General features: G+C 64.7%; 20 protein-coding genes. 4 read left to right on the top strand and 16 right to left on the bottom strand.

Going from position 1 to position 18,776, the window contains the following annotated elements:
* Positions 1-77 precede the first annotated feature (77 nt).
* Positions 78-1,028, bottom strand: a complete 951-nt coding sequence (locus ACFSQT_RS29960; RefSeq protein WP_379024922.1) for an SDR family oxidoreductase — start codon at positions 1,026-1,028, stop codon at positions 78-80.
* Positions 1,029-1,141: 113 nt separating this feature from the next.
* Positions 1,142-2,101, bottom strand: coding sequence for an NmrA family NAD(P)-binding protein (locus ACFSQT_RS29955; RefSeq protein WP_379024920.1), 960 nt, complete (start codon positions 2,099-2,101; stop codon positions 1,142-1,144).
* A 108-nt stretch (positions 2,102-2,209) separates the two neighbouring features.
* Here ACFSQT_RS29955 and ACFSQT_RS29950 point away from each other — a divergent pair, with 108 nt between their 5' ends.
* Complete coding sequence (locus tag ACFSQT_RS29950; protein WP_379024918.1) at positions 2,210-3,124, top strand: LysR family transcriptional regulator; 915 nt, start codon at positions 2,210-2,212, stop codon at positions 3,122-3,124.
* On the opposite strand, the gene ACFSQT_RS29945 is transcribed toward ACFSQT_RS29950, so the two are convergent.
* From ACFSQT_RS29945 to ACFSQT_RS29935, 3 genes are all read right to left on the bottom strand, one after another.
* Positions 3,082-4,263, bottom strand: a complete 1,182-nt coding sequence (locus ACFSQT_RS29945; RefSeq protein ID WP_379024916.1) for an MFS transporter — start codon at positions 4,261-4,263, stop codon at positions 3,082-3,084. The genes ACFSQT_RS29950 and ACFSQT_RS29945 overlap by 43 nt on opposite strands.
* A 133-nt stretch (positions 4,264-4,396) precedes the next feature.
* Positions 4,397-4,705 carry a DUF1244 domain-containing protein gene (locus ACFSQT_RS29940; RefSeq protein ID WP_379024914.1) on the bottom strand — a complete coding sequence of 103 codons (309 nt, stop codon included), beginning with the start codon at positions 4,703-4,705 and terminating at the stop codon, positions 4,397-4,399.
* A gap of 10 nt (positions 4,706-4,715) precedes the next feature.
* Positions 4,716-5,528 (bottom strand): N-formylglutamate amidohydrolase, encoded by an 813-nt coding sequence (locus tag ACFSQT_RS29935; RefSeq protein WP_379024912.1) that lies wholly within the window; start codon positions 5,526-5,528, stop codon positions 4,716-4,718.
* 287 nt (positions 5,529-5,815) lie between these two features.
* Here ACFSQT_RS29935 and ACFSQT_RS29930 point away from each other — a divergent pair, with 287 nt between their 5' ends.
* Entirely contained in the window at positions 5,816-6,262 is a 447-nt protein-coding gene (locus tag ACFSQT_RS29930; RefSeq protein WP_379024958.1) for a DUF1036 domain-containing protein, read from the top strand.
* Positions 6,259-7,695, top strand: coding sequence for a pyruvate kinase (gene pyk, locus ACFSQT_RS29925; RefSeq protein WP_379024910.1), 1,437 nt, complete (start codon positions 6,259-6,261; stop codon positions 7,693-7,695). The genes ACFSQT_RS29930 and pyk overlap by 4 nt, the downstream gene beginning before the upstream one ends.
* 28 nt (positions 7,696-7,723) lie before the next feature.
* On the opposite strand, the gene ACFSQT_RS29920 is transcribed toward pyk, so the two are convergent.
* From ACFSQT_RS29920 to ykgO, 3 genes are all read right to left on the bottom strand, one after another.
* Positions 7,724-8,791, bottom strand: a complete 1,068-nt coding sequence (locus ACFSQT_RS29920) for an alpha/beta fold hydrolase (protein ID WP_379024908.1) — start codon at positions 8,789-8,791, stop codon at positions 7,724-7,726.
* A gap of 125 nt (positions 8,792-8,916) precedes the next feature.
* Positions 8,917-9,522: a tetratricopeptide repeat protein gene (locus tag ACFSQT_RS29915; protein ID WP_379024906.1), complete on the bottom strand. Its 606-nt coding sequence runs from the start codon at positions 9,520-9,522 to the stop codon at positions 8,917-8,919.
* Positions 9,523-9,634: 112 nt separating this feature from the next.
* Entirely contained in the window at positions 9,635-9,760 is a 126-nt protein-coding gene (ykgO, locus tag ACFSQT_RS29910; RefSeq protein ID WP_006203764.1) for a type B 50S ribosomal protein L36, read from the bottom strand.
* 229 nt (positions 9,761-9,989) lie between these two features.
* Here ykgO and ACFSQT_RS29905 point away from each other — a divergent pair, with 229 nt between their 5' ends.
* The gene (locus tag ACFSQT_RS29905; RefSeq protein WP_379024902.1) at positions 9,990-10,412 is read left to right on the top strand and encodes a lysozyme inhibitor LprI family protein; all 423 of its coding nucleotides are present in this window, start codon (positions 9,990-9,992) and stop codon (positions 10,410-10,412) included.
* Between the two features lie 15 nt (positions 10,413-10,427).
* Here ACFSQT_RS29905 and ACFSQT_RS29900 read toward each other — a convergent pair whose 3' ends face one another.
* The 8 genes from ACFSQT_RS29900 to ACFSQT_RS29865 all read right to left on the bottom strand — a co-directional run bounded on the left by ACFSQT_RS29900 (position 10,428) and on the right by ACFSQT_RS29865 (position 18,600).
* Complete coding sequence (locus ACFSQT_RS29900; RefSeq protein WP_379024899.1) at positions 10,428-11,504, bottom strand: 5-(carboxyamino)imidazole ribonucleotide synthase; 1,077 nt, start codon at positions 11,502-11,504, stop codon at positions 10,428-10,430.
* Complete coding sequence (gene purE, locus ACFSQT_RS29895; RefSeq protein WP_379024897.1) at positions 11,501-11,998, bottom strand: 5-(carboxyamino)imidazole ribonucleotide mutase; 498 nt, start codon at positions 11,996-11,998, stop codon at positions 11,501-11,503. The genes ACFSQT_RS29900 and purE overlap by 4 nt, the downstream gene beginning before the upstream one ends.
* Positions 11,999-12,114: 116 nt before the next feature.
* Positions 12,115-13,014 carry a ribokinase gene (locus ACFSQT_RS29890; RefSeq protein ID WP_379024895.1) on the bottom strand — a complete coding sequence of 300 codons (900 nt, stop codon included), beginning with the start codon at positions 13,012-13,014 and terminating at the stop codon, positions 12,115-12,117.
* Entirely contained in the window at positions 13,011-13,886 is an 876-nt protein-coding gene (locus ACFSQT_RS29885; protein ID WP_379024893.1) for a MurR/RpiR family transcriptional regulator, read from the bottom strand. Before ACFSQT_RS29885 ends, ACFSQT_RS29890 begins: the two co-directional genes overlap by 4 nt.
* Positions 13,883-14,851 carry an ABC transporter permease gene (locus ACFSQT_RS29880; RefSeq protein ID WP_379024891.1) on the bottom strand — a complete coding sequence of 323 codons (969 nt, stop codon included), beginning with the start codon at positions 14,849-14,851 and terminating at the stop codon, positions 13,883-13,885. The genes ACFSQT_RS29885 and ACFSQT_RS29880 overlap by 4 nt, the downstream gene beginning before the upstream one ends.
* A 9-nt stretch (positions 14,852-14,860) precedes the next feature.
* Positions 14,861-16,372 carry a sugar ABC transporter ATP-binding protein gene (locus tag ACFSQT_RS29875; RefSeq protein ID WP_379024889.1) on the bottom strand — a complete coding sequence of 504 codons (1,512 nt, stop codon included), beginning with the start codon at positions 16,370-16,372 and terminating at the stop codon, positions 14,861-14,863.
* 83 nt (positions 16,373-16,455) lie between these two features.
* Entirely contained in the window at positions 16,456-17,514 is a 1,059-nt protein-coding gene (locus ACFSQT_RS29870) for a sugar ABC transporter substrate-binding protein (RefSeq protein WP_379024887.1), read from the bottom strand.
* A gap of 96 nt (positions 17,515-17,610) precedes the next feature.
* The gene (locus ACFSQT_RS29865; RefSeq protein WP_379024885.1) at positions 17,611-18,600 is read right to left on the bottom strand and encodes a sugar phosphate isomerase/epimerase family protein; all 990 of its coding nucleotides are present in this window, start codon (positions 18,598-18,600) and stop codon (positions 17,611-17,613) included.
* Between the last annotated feature and the right edge of the window lie 176 nt (positions 18,601-18,776).

Raw genomic sequence — 18,776 nt, 5'->3', positions numbered from 1 at the left:
TGCATTGTCCCCCCAAGAGCAGTGCGAAGCATTGTCCCGGAGCAACGCGAGGCGGCTGCGTCCGCCGGCACGCAATGTCAGGCAGCTTTCGCAACGGTGGCGATGCCGATATCCTCGAGAGCCTCGGCGACCGCCTGATCCAGCGGCGTATGCGGGATCGCACCGATGATGCCTTCCAGCCTTGCCGAGGCCAGCCGGTGCAGCTCGAAGCGCAGATAGGACATCGAGACGATCTCGCGCCACATGGCCACGAACGGGCTGCCGGCGCGCAGCACCCACCAGGGCATCGAGGTCATCTTGAGCGGGCGACCAAGCGCCTTTTCTGCTGCTGCCTTGATCTCCAGGTCGGTGACGGCATGGCCGGGAAAGTTCAGCGCCTCATAGGAGCCGAGCTTGTCGAGATTCTTGGCGAGCGCGACGAAGCCTACGGCGAAGTCCGGCAGGTAGGCCCATTCATGTACCAGATCCACCGGACCGGGCGCGGTGTAGACGCCCTTGTTGATCTTGGCGGCGACGACCAGGTCGAACCACGATCCGCTGCCGGTGCCGCCGAAGAAGTCGCCGGCCCGCAAGACAATGGTGCGGACATGGCCGGCGTCGGCTTCGCGGCGAAAGAGATCTTCCATGGCGACGCGGATGCGGCCCTTTTCCGTCGTTGGGTGAAACGGCGTGTCTTCTGATATCACCGCCGGCGTCGGTGAACCGTAATTGTAGATGGTTCCGGGAAAGAGGTGGAGCGCGCCATTCGCCCGGCAGGCGTCCATGACGTTCTGCGCCATCGGCAGGCAGTTGCTCCAGTCGGTGTAGACCGGGCTCAGGCCGTTGAAGACGATGTCGGCACCTTCAGTGGCGCGGATGAGGGCTTCACGGTCGAGCGCGTCGCCGATGACGGCCGTGGCGCTCTTGAGTTCTGCCGGCACCTTGCCGCTGCGGGTAATGGCGCGGACGTCGAAGCCGGCGTCGATGAAAGCCTTGGCGACCACGCGGCCGAGCCGGCCATTGGCGCCGAGGATTGCGATCTTGGTCATTTTGTCGTCTCCATGCGTTTAGGTCCGCTGACGTGATGCCTGTTCCAGCGATGCGCGGCGGGGTCTCGCCCATCCCTTGTCTGGCGCTGTGAGTTTCCAGTGCAGGGGTTGGTTCAAGTCACCGCGGTCGGATGGCTGTCATCCAGGTTCAAATCGGCGATCGCCTGGCGGATGGCGTCGACGGGATCGGTGGCAGGCAGCTTGCCGACGGTCCGCTCCAGCCTGTCGCCATTGAGTGAGTGCGGCGTGTGCCAGAGATAGGACATCTTGACGACTTCCCGCATCATCGGGCTGAACAGGGCGGCAGCACGCAGCGCGATCCATGGCACGCGTTTCGACGCCAGTTTGCGACCGCTGGCAGTTTCCGCCGCCGCCTTCATCTGGTGGCCGGTCAGCGTATGGCCGGCGAAATGGAAACGCTCGAAAGCGCCGAGGCTCTCGCGCTTTTCGGCCAGCGCGACGAAGGCCTTCCCGAGATCCGGCAGATAGGCAAAGGCGTGCGGGATATCCATCGGCCCACCCCACGTAAAGACGTTCTTGCGCAGCTTCGACAGGATGATCAGGTCGAGCCAGCTTTCCGGCCGCGCGCCGCCAAAGAAGTCGCCGGCTCTGAGCACGATGGTCTGGACGCCGCGCTCCTGCGCCTTCCTGCGGAACAGATCCTCCATCCCGATACGGATCTCGGCCTTCTCCGTTGATGGGACTTCAGGCGCGGTTTCCGTCGTGCCAACACCGAGGCCGTAGCCGAAATTGTAGACGTTTCCGGGCAGCATGTGGGTGGCCCCGCTTGCCTCGGCCGCCGCAATGACGTTCTCAGCCATCGGCAAGACCTTCTCGGCCCATTCCGTGTAAAGCGGGTTCAACGCGTTGAGAATCACGTCGGCGCCCTTGCAGGCTTCAATCAGGGCCGCGCGGTCGGTGGCGTCACCCTGGACGACCTCCACGCCCGGCGCCAGCGATGCCGCCTTGGCGTTGCGTGCCAGCCCCTTCACCCGCCATCCGGCGGCGACGAATTCTCGCGCCGCGGCCTCGCCGACCCTGCCTGCCGCACCCAGAACAACAACTGTCCGCATCTGTCTTCTCCTGTTTTCCTGTCTCCGATGAGAGGAAGATGGTCTATTTGCGGTTGAATTTAAATTCGCTAGAATTGGCGAATTGATATTCAATTTTGAATGGATTGTATGTCCGATCTCGACTGGAATCTGATCAAGAGCTTCGTCACCGTGGCGGAAACCGGCAGCCTGTCGGCCGCCGCGCGAAAGCTGGCCGCAAGCCAACCGACGCTTGGCCGCCACATCGGTGAACTGGAACAGGCGCTGGGCGTCACGCTGTTCCGGCGCGGGCGGCGCGGCTATGAACTGACCGAAGCCGGCGCGACGCTGTTCGAGCGCGGCAAGGCGGTCAGCGAGCAGGCGAGCGCCTTTTCGCTGCTGGCGCTTGGTTCGGTCGAGGCGATCGAGGGCACGGTGCGCATAGCCGCCAGCGAGGTGGTGGCTGCCTATGTGCTGCCCGAGATGACGGCGCGGCTCGGCACCGAGGAGCCCGGCATCGAAGTGGAGATCGTCGCCTCGAACCAGGTCGAGAACCTGTTGCGGCGCGATGCCGACATCGCCATCCGCATGGTCAAACCCGCTCAGAACGAACTGGTGGCGCGCAAGGTTTGCGACATTGCGCTCTGCGCCTGCGCGACCAGATCCTACCTCGACAGGCGCGGCCGCCCGCGCCGGCCGACCGATCTCGTCGGCCACGACCTGATCGGCTTCGACCGCGACGACAGCGCGATCCGCGGCTTTGCCGCCGCCGGCATCAAGGTTGATCGCCACGCTTTCCGCTTCCGGGCGGACAACCAGATCGTGCTATGGGAAGCCGTGCGGGCGGGCAACGGTATCGGGTTCGGCCAGGAACCGCTGGCCGACCGCGATCCGCTGGTGGAGAAGGTGCTGCCTGACTTTGCGTTGCCGGTACTGCCGGTGTGGCTGGCCATGCATCGCGACGTGCGCAGCAGCGTGCGCATCCGCCGCGTGGCGGATTTCCTCTACGAGGAACTCAAACGCTATTCGGCCGGCGTGGCGTCGGGAGCGAATTCGGCCCGGTGAGCAAGCCCGGCCATCAGCAGAACGACAATCAGCAGTCCCGACATGGCGACGAAAATCGGGCCGATGCTGAAATGCTCGGCAACGAAACCGATGGCCGACGGCGCCACCAGAATGCCTGAGTAACCCATGGTGGTGACGACGCTCATGCCGGTGCCCGACGACATGCCTTCCTGGTTGCCGCCGGCCGAAAAGATGATCGGCACCATGTTGGCGATGCCGAAGCCGCAAAGGGCAAAGGCCGCGATCGCAAGCCAGGGCGAGGGTGACAGGCCGGCGATCAGCATGCCGGTGGCAGCGACGAGCGCCGACGCGCGCAGCGTCATCACCGCGCCGAGGCGGTTGCGAACGCCATCGCCGAAGAAACGCATGATCGCCATGACACCGGAAAAGGCAGCATAGGCGAGACCGGCTATGGCGAGGTCGGCGCCGAGTTCCTGTCTGAGATAAAGCGCTGCCCAGTCGAGCACCGCGCCTTCGGAAATCATCGTCAGCAGCGCCATCAAGCCGACGAGGTAGACCAGCGGGTTTGCCGGCAGCGCGAATTTGTGATGCTCGGCAGCCTGCGGCCTGTCCTCGCCGATCAGATGGCGAACCGCCACCGCGATCACTGTGAAAGCAAGCGCCGTCACCACGACCGCATGGGTCAGGTGGCCATAGTTCTGGATGGCGAAGCCGCCGAGCGCGCCGCCGGCGAAACCGCCAAGGCTCCAGAAGCCGTGCGAGGACGACATGATGGCGCGGGAGAGCCGCCTTTCGACAACGACCGCATTGGCATTCATGGCGACGTCCATGCCGCCGATCGAGCCGCCGAAGATGAACATGGCGATGGCCGCCAGCGGCACGTTGGGGGCCAGCGCCACGACCAGCAGGCCGAGGCTGCCGCAAAGGCCGAACCAGCGCAGTACGGTGCGCGAGCCATGTTTCGAGATCAGGTGGCCGCACCAGGTCATGGCGGTGACAGCGCCGGCGCCGAACAGCAGGATCAGCAGGCCGAGCGTGAACTTCGTGATCTCCAGCCGGGTCAGGAACACCGGGATCTGCGGCGCCCAGCTGCCGGTCAGGAAGCCGTTGGCGAGGAAAATCGCCGCTACGGCCCATCGTCCGCGAATGGCAGCCTGTATGACGTCTTGCGCGCGCATTGATACGAATCCGGTCAAAAATGGCTTTGCGCGGCAAATTAGATCGATTCAATTTTCAGTCAAGCGCTCGTCACCGAAAGTTTTTGGGCCAATCGCAGCGTTGGAAACGATCGAGGGGATGTCGACCGCTAACCTAGTGGTCCTTGGGCCGCCTTGCCTCGAACTCGGCCTTCTTGGCGTCGGATGCCTCGGTCTGGTTGAGCGCCTGCCACTCGGCATAGGGCATGCCGTAGACGATCTCGCGCGACTGGTCCTTGCTGAGGTCGACGCCATCGGCGTTGGCTGCTTCGCGATACCAGTTCGACAGGCAGTTGCGGCAGAAGCCGGCGAGGTTCATCAGGTCGATGTTCTGCACGTCGTTGCGCTCGCGCAGATGCGCGACCAGCCGGCGGAAGGCAGCCGCCTCGAAGTCGCGTTGCTGCTCGTCGCTGAGTTCGGTCATCGAAAACTCCTTACGTTCCAGTAGGCTCATAGGGCCCGGTGCGGGAGCCGAATTGCTTGACCACATGTATATCGGGACGACGATTGATCGCGTCAACGATCGGCGCCAGGCGCTCGGCCCATGCAAGCGCGTCCTTGCCGTTGGCGATCAGGTCCTGGCGGATCTCGATCAGTGCATGGGCGAAGCCGTTGACGATGGCGTGCTTGTACATGGTGTCGCCGCGCAGCGCGCCGTCATAGGGCTCATTGTCGCCGACGACGAGGCTCCTGTCGGCGGCCAGCATGTCGATCAGCGGCCGCGCCACCCGGTCATCCCGATCCCACAGGATACCCACATGCCAGGGACGTTGGACGCCTTGCATGACAGGGGTGAAGGAATGCACCGAGAAGATGAAGGGTGCTCGGGCAGAGGCCTGCGCGACCGAGGCGATCATGGCGCCGACGGCGTCGTGATAGGGCCGGTAGAAGCGGTCGAGCCGCCTTTCGCGCTCCTCGGAAGCAATCGGGTAGTTCCCGGGCACGACGGTGCCGTCATAGAGCTGGCGAATGAGCGTCGGATCGTCCTCTCCGCGATTGGGATCGATCAGCAGCCGCGAGAAATTGGCGAGCACCGCCGGCACACCAAGCGATGCGGCCAGTTCGCGCGTCACCGTCTCCACACCGATGTCATAGGCGATGTGGCGATCGAATTCGTCCGCCGGCAGGCCGAGGCTGCCATAGTCCTCCGGCAGGTCGCGGCGGGCGTGGTCGCCCAGCAGCACGATGCCTCGCTTGCAGTCGCCCTCGACGATGTCGAAAGGCGCGAAACCTGTGGATCGGGTCATTGGCGGGAAATGGTCTGTTCGCTGGCTTCCGGGGAGGGTGCTATCGTCATTCCACGAAGACGACGCTTGCGCAATGCCGTTGTTTGGCCAAGGTTTCTCGGGAAATCTGGCAGAAGTCGGCGAATTGTGCGCCGGAGCCTTTCTAAATCGATTGGAATTGGACAAAACGGTGCGTTGACATGCGCCCGGACTTTTCCGAAAAGGGGCGCAGAGAGATGCTGATGTGGTTCTTGAGGGGTTTTCGGATGGGTTTCGCCGGCAGGCAGCGCATGCGCTCTGCCTTTGCCATGCCGCTCCTGATCCTTGCGGTGAGCCTGTCGGCGGTGGTCATGGCCTCGCCCGCGCGTGCCGATTTCCGTGTCTGCAACGCCACGCAGAACCTGGTCGGCGTCGGTATCGGCTATCGCGCCAAGGCTGGCTGGATCACCGAGGGCTGGTGGCACATCGAGGGATCGAGCTGCAAAACGCTGATCGAAGGGCCGCTGTCATCAAGGTTTTACTATCTTTATGCAGAAGACGCCGAGCGCGGCGGACGCTGGGACGGCCCGATCAACATGTGCGTGGCTGAAAAAGAGTTCAAGATCGCCGGCGTAACCGATTGCGTCGCCCGGGGCTTCCAGCGCGCCGGATTCCAGGAATATGACACGGGCGAACAGGCAAGCTGGATGGTCCAGCTGACCGATGAGCCCGCAACGGGAGGCGCTCCAGCCGCCCCGGGAACAAACAGTCAATGAGACGTAGCCGCAAGGTCAAGATCCTAGCCACCATCGGTCCGGCCTCCTCGTCCGAGGAGATGCTGAAGAAGTTGTTCGAAGCGGGCGCCGATGTGTTCCGCATCAATATGAGCCACACCGATCACGAGCTGATGCGCACGCTGGTCGGACGCATCCGCGCCGTCGAGGAAGCGGTCGGCCGGCCGATTGGCATCCTGGCCGACCTGCAAGGCCCCAAGCTGCGCGTCGGTAAGTTCGCCAATGGCAAGGAAGTGCTGACCGTCGGCCAGACCTTCACGCTCGACGACAATCCCGAGCCCGGCACCTCAACCAGGGTCTATCTACCGCATCCGGAGATCCTGAGCTCGGTCGAGGCCGGTCATCGCCTGCTGATCGACGACGGCAAGCTCGAGCTGAAGGCGGTGAGAAGCGACGGAAAGTCGATCGTCTGCACCGTCATCGCCGGCACCACGATTTCCGACAAGAAGGGCGTCAGCCTGCCCGACACCGACCTGCCGGTCGGCGCGCTGACCGAGAAGGACCGCAAGGACCTCGACGCCGTGCTGGCAACAGGCGTCGACTGGGTCGCGCTGTCGTTCGTGCAGCGGCCGGAGGATCTGGCGGAAGCGCGCAAGATCGCACGCGGCCGGGCGCTGATCATGGCCAAGATCGAAAAGCCGCAGGCCGTTGCCCGGCTGGCCGAGATCATCGAACTGTCCGACGCGCTGATGGTCGCCCGCGGCGATCTCGGCGTCGAAATGCCGCTCGAGGCGGTGCCCGGCATCCAGAAGCAGATCACGCGCGCGGCGCGCCGTGCCGGCAAGCCGGTGGTGGTGGCGACGCAGATGCTGGAATCGATGATCACAGCGCCCGTGCCGACCCGCGCCGAGGTGTCGGACGTTTCGATCGCCGTTTTCGAGGGCGCGGATGCCATCATGCTGTCGGCGGAGTCCGCCGCCGGCGCATATCCGGTCGAAGCGGTTGCGATGATGGACCGCATCGCCACCAAGGTCGAAACCGATCCGACCTATGCCGGCATCATCAACGCGCAGCGCTCCGAGCCGGAAGCGACCGGCGCCGACGCCATTTCGCTGGCCGCCCGCGAGATCGCCGAGACGCTGAAACTGTCGGCGATCATCACCTACACCGCGTCGGGCACCACCGGCCTGCGCGCCGCTCGCGAGCGCCCGCAAGTGCCGATCATCGCCCTGTCGCCGATCGTCAACACGGCGCGGCGGCTTTCGCTGCTGTGGGGCACGCATTGCGTCGTCTCGCCCGATGCCATCGACCTTGACGACATGGTCAACCGCGCCTGCCGCATCGCCTTCGACGAAGGTTTCGGCAAGCCGGGCGATCGCGTCATCATCACCGCCGGCGTGCCGCTGCGGACCCCGGGTTCGACCAACATGCTGCGCATCGCCTATGTTGGTTCCGACGTGCAGAGCAGCCGCTAGATCGGTTCGTCTGGGCCACCAGGCGTGATCAGGTTGGCGCGAGTTCGGCCTGCGGCACCTTGATGTCGGCGCATCTGCCCACGCCATAGGCGTCGCCGGCGATGCGCGCCTCGACAGTCTTTGCCAGTGTCTGCAGGTCGATGTCCTTGCCGGCGACCTTCGCGATGGCGCCGACGACGAGGTCGGGGGCAATCCAGTCCGGCTTGTGGCCGAGATTGTGCACCCAGAACAGCTCGGCGCCGGCAATGTCGCGCGCCAGGCCGACCGAATGAATCTCCGCATAGACGACCTTGTCGCGGTCGCCCGAAATGACCACGGTCGGCGCCTTGATCTCGTTGTAGTGGGGTGCCGCGCCAAAGGCATAGCGATAGAGCCCGGCGACGTCGGTGGCGTTGGCGCGAAAGGCCGATGGCCGCAGCACCAGCGGGATCGAGGCCAAGCTGAGATAATTGTCCGGCACCTTGTTGGGCGAGAAGACGCAGGTCGTGGCATCAGCCATCCGCAGTGTTCCCGTCGGATAGGTCAGGGTTTCGGAAAACAGCCGGCCGAGGACCGGAATGGTCGTCAGATCATAATACCAGGAGGTTGCGCCGCCCGGCCATGGGTGGGTGGCCGGCGCCAGGAAAACCAGCCCAAGCGTTTTGTCGGGATGCTCGCGGCCAAACGCCGTCGTCACCGCGCTGCCGAAGGAATGGCCGACGATGACAGCCTTTTTCATGCCGAGACGGTCCATCAGCGCGGCGATGGTGTTGGCTTGCGCCGACGGGCTTTCGTTGTTGCCCGGGCCGCGTTCCGACCAGCCGAAACCCGGCCGGTCGAAGAACAGCATTTCGGCGCGGCCTTCGAGCAGCGGGCGCAGCGGCAGCATCTGATCCCTGAGGTTGGCGCTGGCGCCATGGATGAAGACGATCGGCGGCAGATCCGCGTTTGCAGGCGCTGGCACGTGGACATAGTGGATGCGGGCGCCATCGATGTCGGCGACGTCGCCGATCGGCGGGTTACGGCGCTCGATCAGCCACGAGCCGACGCGGCTGACGCCGACAAGGCTGAACACAAGCGCCATCAGGAAGGCGAGCGCGGCGTAGATCAGGTTCATGCGGGGAAATACGGGCTGGAGGGGAATTAGTTTTGGAGTAGGGCAGTAGGCAGTAGGCAGTAGGCAGTAGGCAGTAGGGGAAGCTCAAGCCCCTAATGCCTATTCCCTGCTGCCTACTCCCTAATTCAAATGCCTTCGCCGGCAAGCTCTTCCGACAGTGTGGCGACCTGGTCCTGGGCGCTGCGCATCATCGGATAGATGGCCAGCACCTTCTGCCAGGCCTCGAGCGCCGATTGCTTGTGGCCGGTCAGGGCCATGATCTGCGCCAGGCCGGACAGCGCACCGAAATGGCGCGGCTCGAGCCGCAGCGTGTGGTCGATGTCGGACATCGACTTGCCGTAGTTCTTCATCATGAAATGCACGGTGGCGCGCCGGTTCCAGCCTTCGGCATAGGCCGGCTGCAAGGTCACCACCTGGTCGAGGAAGTCGAGCGCGACGTCGAATTTCTGGCTTTCGATGGCCTTTTGCGACCACTGCATCATCAGGTCGATCGAGGCGCTGCCGGATTGGAACCACTCGCCCCAGATGTTGCCGGCAATGCGCTCGGCCGCCTTTTCGTTGCGCTCGCGCTTCAGGTCGCTGAACAGCTGGTCGAGACGCGCTTGTTTCGTCATCACCGGCGGTGGGGTATCCGGGGCGGCCGGCGCAGCCGCCTGATCATCCGCCCGGGCCGGTAAGGCGACGCCACCGGAAACAAGGAAGATCGCCAGAAATGCAAAAAGAATCCGCATCGCCCGACTCTAATCCCGGGTGGCGGAACATCAAAGTGATTTTAGCGTGAGGAGGTCGGCGGGCCGACGACAAGCATCAATTGGCGGAGGCGTAAAGCCTCCGGCCGAAAGCTCAGCCCTGGCGCGCCTTGTAACGCGGGGCGGTCTTGTTGATGATGTAGATGCGGCCCTTGCGGCGAACCAGCTGGTTGTCGCGGTGACGCGCCTTCAGCGCCTTGAGCGAATTCTTGATCTTCATGGTCTTGCCTGTCGGTGTGGACCCGGTCCGGGTCGAAATTTTAAGGCGCGCCAGAAGACGCGCCTTTGAACTGTGGGTGGCTCATAAACGAGGAGGCTTGTCCGTGTCAACCGCAAGCGTGCTCGACCGCCCCATATCATCAAATATCCGCCATGTCGGCTTCGCGGCATTGCGCGGCCCCGGGACGGCTGGGATGATGCGGCCGCCGTGAAGTGATTTGGAGATGAATATGCGCCGAATTTTCCTGTCCGCCTGCCTTGCCTTGCTGGCGGGAGCTTCGGTTGCCCGCGCGCAGGAATGCGATCGCGGCGACGACAGCCAGCAGATGATGAACATCTGTGCCGGGGAGGACTACCAGGCGGCCGACGCCAGACTGAACAAGGCCTACCAGGACCTGATCAGCTCGGACGATGCCGATAGCAAGAGATTGCTGCAGGCGGCGCAACGGGCGTGGATCACCTTTCGCGACGCCGAGTGCGCTCATTCCACCGCGGCCAGCGAGGGCGGCTCGATCCATTCGATGGAAGTTTCGCAGTGCCTGACCAGGCTGACCAATGACCGCACCAGGCAGCTCGCTGCCACGGCCAATTGCGAGGAAGGCGATGCGAGTTGCGCCAGCCCTGAAGAGGACGAGAGCGACGGCGTGCAATAAAGCGCTTTTCCGGGGCTAGGCGCGACGGCTGATCCGGGTGAAATGGCCCATCTTGCGGCCGGGCCGAGCCTCGGCCTTGCCGTAGAGATGCAGCATCAGATCGGGCTCGGCAAGCAAAGCCGGAACACGCAGCACATCGTCGCCGATCAAGTTTTCCATCACGCAGTCAAAATGGCGTTTCGGGTCTCCCAGCGGCAGGCCGGCGACAGCGCGGATGTGCTGCTCAAACTGCGAAACGCTGCAGGCGGCTTCCGTCCAGTGGCCGGAATTGTGCACGCGCGGCGCGATCTCGTTGGCCAGCAGCGAGTCATCGGCCAGCACGAAGAACTCGACGCCGATGACGCCGACATAGTCGAGCGCCGACAGTATCTTCGACGCCGCCGCCTGTGCCGCGGCGGCCGTTTCGGGCACAATGGCGGCCGGCAAGGTCGATGTGTGGAGAATGCCGTTGCGGTGGACATTTTCCGCCGGATCGTAGGCGGCGACGGCGCCGTCCAGCCCACGCGCCGCGATCACCGAAATCTCGCGCTCGAACGGCACGAAGCTTTCCAGCATCAGCGGTACATTGCCCATCGCCTCGCAGGTGCCGGCAAAGCCGCCGGCTTCCATGTTGCGGAAGACGCGCTGGCCCTTGCCGTCATAGCCCATACGCCGTGTCTTCAATATGCCGCTGCCGCCGAACGCCTTCAGCGCCGCCGTCAGCTCGTTGTCATTGTCGACCGGGCGGAAATCGGCGGTGGCAATGCCGATGCCGTTGAGGAATGTCTTTTCGCTCACCCGGTCCTGCGCCACGTCAAGCGCCCGCGCCGGCGGATGGACCGGAACCTTGGCGGCAAGCGCGTTGGCAGCCGCGACCGGCACGTTTTCGAATTCATAGGTGATGACGGAACTCGCCGCCGCCAGTTCGGCAAGCGCTGCCGGGTCGTCATAGGCGGCCGTTATCTGCCGGTTGGCGACCTGCGCTGCCGGGCAATCCGCTTGCGGCTCCAGCACCACCGTGCGGTAGCCGAGGCGTGCGGCGGCCATCGCCAGCATGCGGCCGAGCTGGCCGCCGCCAATGATGCCGATGGTCGATCCGGCGGGCAGGCTCACGACGCATCCGTCGGCTCAGTCGCGACCTTGGCGGTCTGCGCGGCGCGCCAGGCATCCAGCCGCGTGGCAAGCTTGTCGTCGTAAAGCGCCAGCACGGCGGCAGCCAGAAGTGCCGCATTGGTCGCACCGGCCTTGCCGATGGCCAGCGTTCCCACCGGAATGCCGGCTGGCATCTGGACGATGGAGAGCAGCGAATCCTGCCCGGAAAGCGCCTTCGATTCCACCGGCACGCCAAACACCGGCAGTGGCGTCATCGCCGCCGTCATGCCGGGCAAGTGTGCCGCGCCGCCGGCGCCGGCGATGATCACCTTGTAACCGGCAGTCTTGGCGCCCTTGGCGAAATCATAGAGCCGGTCGGGCGTGCGATGCGCGGAGACGATCAGCCGCTTGTGCGGGATGCCGAGCGCCTCCAGCGTTTCGGCCGCGTGGCGCATGGTCGCCCAGTCGGACTGGCTGCCCATGATGATGGCGACGTCGGCGCGTTGATCGTCCAAGCTTGTGCTCCCTGGCGACAAAGGCGCGCCTTAGCGGAATTCGGGCGGTGCCGCAAGGATACGTGGCCGCCGCTGTCGTTCGGCAAGGCGAAAAGTGCTCTCCTGGAGCCGAGATATCAGATCCGGTCGCGCTCGGCCTCGGGTGTCGAGACCAGCAAGGCCGAAGCGGCGTTGGCGGTGGTGACGGCCGCCCGCATGACCTCGCCACGGGCCAGCGCCGCGGCCAGCGCGCCGACGAATTCGTCGCCCGCGCCATGCGTGCTGACGACCTTGATCGGGATGGCCGGCAACGCGAAGGCTCCAGCGCTCCGGTCGCAACAGGCGACGCCCTTGCCGCCCACGGTGACGATCGCGGCCGGGCAGAGATCGACCAGAAGCCGCGCCGCCTGCGAGGCACCTTCCAGTGTTTCGACCACCGCCAGGCCGGCCAGGAATTCCGCCTCGATGGCGTTGACCACCAGGATGTCGACGAGCTCGATCAATTCGCCCGAGAGTTTGCGTGCGGGTGCGGCGTTGAGCAGGACGCGGCCGCCATGTCTCTTCACCGCGCGTGCAGCGGCAATGTTGGCGGCTTCCGGTACCTCGTTCTGCAAAAGCAGCACGGAAGTTTGTCCCACCGCATCGGAGGCTGCCGCGATGTCCTTGTCGCTCAACGTCAAATTGCCGCCGGAGACGATCACCGCGCCATAGTCGCCGCCTTCGTCGAAGATCGCCACGCTCATGCCGGAGCCGGCGCCCGGCGCCACCCGAACGAAGCGGCGGTCGACGCCGGCACGATCGAGATTGGCCAGCAGCGCCGTGCCGAAATCGTCGTCGCCGACGGCGCCGATCATCGCCGCGCGCATACCCGCCCTCGCCACCGAGACCGCCTGGTTGCCGCCCTTGCCGCCGCATTTCGGGTGCCAGGCATGGCCGGTCACCGTCTCGCCCTTGCGCGGGCGATCGGGGGCGTCGACCATGATGTCGTAGTGCAAGCTGCCAAACACGGTCACCAGCGGCGTTGTCGGCAGTGTCATGAGCCCCGGTCTTTTCGTTTCGATGCCACCGCCGACATGGTGCGGCCGAGATTGCGCTCCGCCGCCTGATAGTCGCGCTGCGCCACCGCCACGAACAATGCATCGAGGATGTTAAGCTGGGCGATGCGCGCCGCCGCGTTCTCCCCCATCAGCGGCGAGCCCTGCGCGGTCGAGCACAGCACGATGTCGGCGACCGCGGCCAGCGGCGAGTTGTCGTAATTGGTAATGGCCAGTGTCCGTGCGCCGTTCTTGCGGGCCAGCTGAATGGCATCAATGACGGCTGAGGTGTTGCCCGAATGCGAGAAGCCGACAGCGATGTCGTCCGCGCCAAGCAGCGAGGCCGACATCAGCATCATGTGCGAATCGTCGTAGACCGATGCGCGGATGCCGATACGCAGGAATTTGTGCGAGACGTCGCGCGCGATCTGCGCCGAACCGCCGACACCGTAGAAGTCGCGATTCCCGGCGCGGTAGAGCAGATCGGCGGCACGGTCGAAATCCTCGATGTCGAGGATGGCCAGCGTCTCCTCCAGCGCCTGGATGGAGGTGCGGAACACCTTCTGCACGATCTCGGCCGAACTGTCGTCGGACGACAATTCCTGGTGCATTTCGGCGGTCGGCAGGCGGCTGTATTCATAGACGGCGGTGCGGAAGTCGCGATAGCCGGAGAAGCCGAGCTTCTTGGCGATCTTGACCACCATCGCTTCCGACACGCCGGATTCCTCGGCGATCTGCTTCAGCGGAATGCTCTCGTCAAAGCCGCGCCGGCCAAAGACGGTTTCCACCACCTTCGCCTCCAGCGGGGTGAGATGCGGCATCATCATGCGGATGCGCGGTCCTACCGCTTTCAGGTCCAGCCCGCTCAAGGTCATCCACGCCCCCTCGTCACACGATCGATCAGCATCGCGGCGAGGATTATAAGACCAGTTGCCAGAAGCTGATAGAAGGACTGCACGTTCATCAGCGTCAAACCGTTGCGCATGGCGCCGAGGATGACGGCGCCCAGAATGGTGCCGACGACACTGCCCTTGCCGCCCATCAGCGAGGCGCCGCCGATGGCTGCGGCGGCGATGGCGTCGAGCTCCCAGAGATTGCCGAGGATGGGCTCGGCGGCACCGAGCCGGCCAATCAAGATCTGCGCGGCAAGGGCCGCCAGCAGGCCGGAGATCATGTAAGCGGCGATCTTGGTGCGGGCGATCGGCACGCCGGCAATATAGGCCGCCTCCTCATTGCCGCCGACGGCAAGCAGATATTCGCCGAAAGGCGTCTTCTTCAGCACGACCCAGGCGACGACGGCCACGCCGGCAACGATGATGACTGCCAGCGGCAGTCCGAACAACGAGCCGTTGAAGATGGCGCGGAAGCTGGCGGGCAGGCCGAGCACCGGATTGCCGCCGGTGTAGATCAGCGCCAGCGCCCGATAGGTGCTGAGCGTTCCCAATGTGACGATGAAGGGCTGCAGCCCGACATAGGCGACGAGCACGCCGTTGACGAGGCCGCAGGCGAGGCCAATGGCGAAGCCGGCGGCGATGGCGAGCGGAAACGGCACGCCGGCGACCAGCATCGAGGCCGAGATGACGGCCGAGAGTGCTGCCGTCGGCCCAACCGACAGATCGATGCCACCAGAGATGATGACCAGCGTCATGCCCAGTGCCAGGCAGGCGTTGATGCTCGACTGCTGCAGGATGTTGATCAGGTTGCGCTCGGCGAAGAAGCCGGGCACCAGCGCGCCGAACACGGCCAGGATCACGACAAGGCCGATCAGCGTGCCGGCGTCGCGCATGGAAAACCCGCGCAGGAATTCGGCCCGTGGCTGGACAAGAGTGGTATCCGACATATCCGTCACCTACTGCCTTGCCGGCCGTGTGGCCGGCGTTTGCGTTTGCGGGATGGCGTGCGCCGCGATCGCCTGTTCGCTGATGTCGCTTGTGTCGAGTTCGGCCGCGATCGTGCCGTCGCGCATGACCAGCACGCGGTCGGCAAGCCGGATCACCTCGGGAAGTTCGGAGGAGACGACGACCACCGAATGACCCTCGGCGGCGAGTTCCTCGATCAGGTGATAGATCTCCGCCTTGGCGCCGACATCGATGCCGCGCGTCGGCTCGTCAAACAAGAGGATGCGTGTGCCCGCCGCCAGCCAGCGGCCGATGATCGCCTTCTGCTGGTTGCCGCCGCTGAACAGCTGGATCGACCGGTCAAGCAGGAACGGCCGCAGATTGACGCGGCTCATCTTCTCGGCCGCCACCTGTTTCAGCCTGATATGATCGATGACGCCGCGCGGCGCGAACACGCCCATCGAGGCCAGCGCCATGTTGCTGGTGATCGACCGCAGCGGCACGATGCCCTCGCGCTTGCGCTCTTCCGGCACCAGGCCGATGCCTGCGGCAATAGCATCGCGCGGGCTGGAAAATCGTGCCGCTCTGCCGTCGATTGCTATCGTACCGGCGGATGCGCGGTCGACGCCGGCCAGCAGCCGTAGCAGCTCGGTGCGCCCGGAGCCGACGAGGCCGGCAATGCCGAGCACCTCGCCGCGATGCAGGTCGAACGAAACGTCACGGACTTTCGTGGAGGCAAGGCCGCGCACGCTCAGCATGACTTCGCCGGAGGCATGCGAGCGGTGCTGTTCCTGTGCCAGTTCGCGACCGACCATCATCGCCACGACCGCCTTTTCGGACAGGCTTTTCAGATCCACGGAATCGACGACCGCGCCATCGCGCATGATGGTGGCGCGCCGGCAGATGCCGAACACCTCGTCCAGCTTGTGCGAGACATAGACAACCGCCACGCCGTCGCGTGCGAGCCCTGTGATGACTTCGGCCAGGCGTTCGAATTCGCTCGGCGTCAGGCTCGATGTCGGTTCGTCCATGGCAACGATGCGGGCGCGGTCGAGCAGCGCGCGGGCGATCTCGACGATCTGCCGCTGCGCCACCGTCAGCGTGCCAAGGGGGGCCGCCGGATCGATGGACGGATCGATGGCTGCAAGAGCCTCGGCGGCGCGGCGCTCCTGTTCTAGCCGGGCGACGAAGATGCGGCCGCGCGTCAGCGGGTGGCCGAGAAACATGTTCTGGGCGACGCTGAGGCGCGGCACCTGCTGCAGTTCCTGATGGATCATGGCAACGCCCGCCGCGCGCGCCGCGACCGGATTGGCGAGCGTGACCGGCTTGCCGTCGATAAGGACGCTTCCTGCCGTCGGCCTGTAGACGCCCGACAGAATGCGCAGCAGCGTCGACTTGCCGGCGCCGTTCTCGCCGAGCAGCCCGTGGATTTCACCGGCTCCAACCGAGAAGGACACGTCGTTGAGCGCCCGCACGGCCGGAAACAGCTTGGAAATACCGTCGAATTGCAGCCGGGGTGCCATGAGGTTCCATTCTCCGGGCAAGGGTGCCAGCTGCGAGCGAAATGCTCTGCCCGGCACCCGCCGCCCCGCCCTATCTTCTTGTGCTAGTGGCCGGCCGCGGCGTCCTCGATCAGCGCCTTGCGCACGGCGTCGCCGGCGCCGGAATAGCGGTGGGCATTGTCCTTGGTGATCAGCGCCTGCGGTGTGGCCACGACACGCGGCAGCTTCTGCCCGGCGACAAGCCGCAGCGCGGTTTCCAGCGCCACCTCACCGGTCAGCACCGGGAAACTATCGACCGTGCCGGTCAGCTCGCCAGCGCGGATCGAGGCATAGGCGTCGGAGATGCCGTCTGTGCCGAACACTGCAACCTTGTCCTGCAGGCCGGCGGCCTTGACCGCCTCGACGATGCCCAGCGCCATGCCGTCATTGTTGGCATAGAAGCCGATCAGGTTGGGATGTTGCTGCAGGATGTTGGTGGCAGCGTCATAGGAGGTCTGGCGGTCCCAGTTGCCGGGAACACTGGCGACGACCTCGAACTTGCCGGACTCGCTAATGGTGGTCTTGAAGCCGTCGGTGCGCTGTACCGCGGCATAGACGCCGGCCTGGCCTTCGACGATGGCGACCTTGCCGCCATTCGGGCGGTTCTTGATGAACCATTTGGCGACGCGCACGCCGTTGTCGCGCTGGACATTGCCGACATAGTGCTCGGCTTGCGGGATGACCGCGTCGTTGACGTTGACGACCGGGACGTTGGCAGCCTTGGCCTGTTCCATGATCGGCTGCAGATTGGCGTCCGTCTGCGGCGAGACGAGCAGCACGTTGTAGCCCTGCGTCACCAGGCCCTCGGCGATGGTGAGCTGGCCGAGCTGGTCGCCTTCGCTCTGCGCCGCCTGATAGACGACGGGTACGCCGACCTTGTCGCCGAACGCCTTGTAGCCCTCGCCGAGCGAGCGCCAGTATTCATTGGTCAGCGTCTTCGAGACGGCGCCGGCCTTGGTGCCGTCGGGCAGCTTGGGCAATGCACCGAACTTGGCCTCCACCTGCGACCAGTCGATGCGGTCCTTCTCGGTATCGGAATTGAGCGGTGCAAGCTCGGCTGAAAAGGCCGAGCCGATCGACAGCGCCATCAGGGCAGCGGCGGTGGTGGCTAGCAGAAATTTCATTGTATTCCTCCCTTGTTGAAAAACGGTGGCCTTGTTGAAAAACGGTGGCCTTGTTGAACGGTGGCGGCTCCTGACGCGTCAGTTTTCCTGGACGCCTCAGCTGTCCGGACCGAGCATGATTTCCTGGATGATGGCCTGCGACGTCACCGCGTCCTGCCGGTCGACAGCGGCGGCCAGGCGGTTGTCCTGGTCGATCCGGTCGACGACCCGCAGCATGCGCTTCACGGTGGCAATGTTGACTTCGCACTCGTGCACCGGATCGAGCCCGGTCATGTCGGGGAAGGTGTCAAAATAGATGGCGCCGGCGTAGCCGTCCTTGCGGGTCTGGCGGAGCAGTTCGATCGTCTGCAGCGTGTGCACGGCGCCGACCATCAGGCCGTCGTCACGTTTAGCGTAGCCGTCATTGAGATGCACGCCGAGCAGCTTGCTGTGACGCGCCACCAGGGCGGCGGCGAAAGCCGGCTGCTCGTCGGCATAGAGCACATGGGCGAAGTCGAGCGTGACGCCGAGATTGGGCAGGCCGACCTCGCGGATCGCCAGCAAGGTCGTCGCTGCATCCGGCATCAGGCTGTAGGAGCGCGGCTCGTTGGGTTTGTACTCCAGGCTGATCTGGCAGCCGGGGTCATGCGCCGCAACTTCACGAATTCCGTCGATTTCGTGTTGCCATAGTGCCGCATAATCGGCCTGGAAGGCGTAGTCGAAGCCATCCTGTCCGAGCCACAGCGTCATCAGGCTGGCGCCGGCCTCGCGCACGGCGTCGATGCCGGCCTTGGTCATGTCGATCGCTTCACGGCGCACCGCCGCATCCGGATTGGTGAAGGCTCCGAGCTTGAAGGCCGGGTTGGAGTAGTAGCGCATGGCAAAGCCATTGATGGAAAGGCCAAGGTCACCAAGGTTCCGCGCGATCTCGGCGGGCTTTTCGCGGACATGGTCGGGGAAATTCAGATCGAGGTCGGTCAGCCCGGCAACTCTGGCGGCACGCGCTGCCATCTGCATCAGTGACGGCTTGCCGGTGAGATCGGGCCATTCGGCCTGTGGCCGCGAGGCAAAGGAATTCAGGCGCGTGGCGAAACGGTTGGCTGTCATGATCGACCCTTCAATTCTCATAACTTCACACATGCACGAATATTTGTAAAGTTATTGTTTTTTGAAGACTGCGAGCAGTGGCCAGGCGGTAATCCGGCCGGGCCGGGCCGCGCAAATGCGCGCCGTGAGCCGGCGATTTCTCAACTGGCATCGTACACTGGAGGACCTATCAGGGC

Origin of the sequence: Mesorhizobium calcicola (assembly GCF_042682105.1) — a bacterium.
Classification (GTDB): Bacteria; Pseudomonadota; Alphaproteobacteria; order Rhizobiales; family Rhizobiaceae; genus Mesorhizobium; species Mesorhizobium calcicola.
Note: the sequence above shows the minus strand (reverse complement) of the source record. Positions and strands in the feature narration are given on the sequence as shown.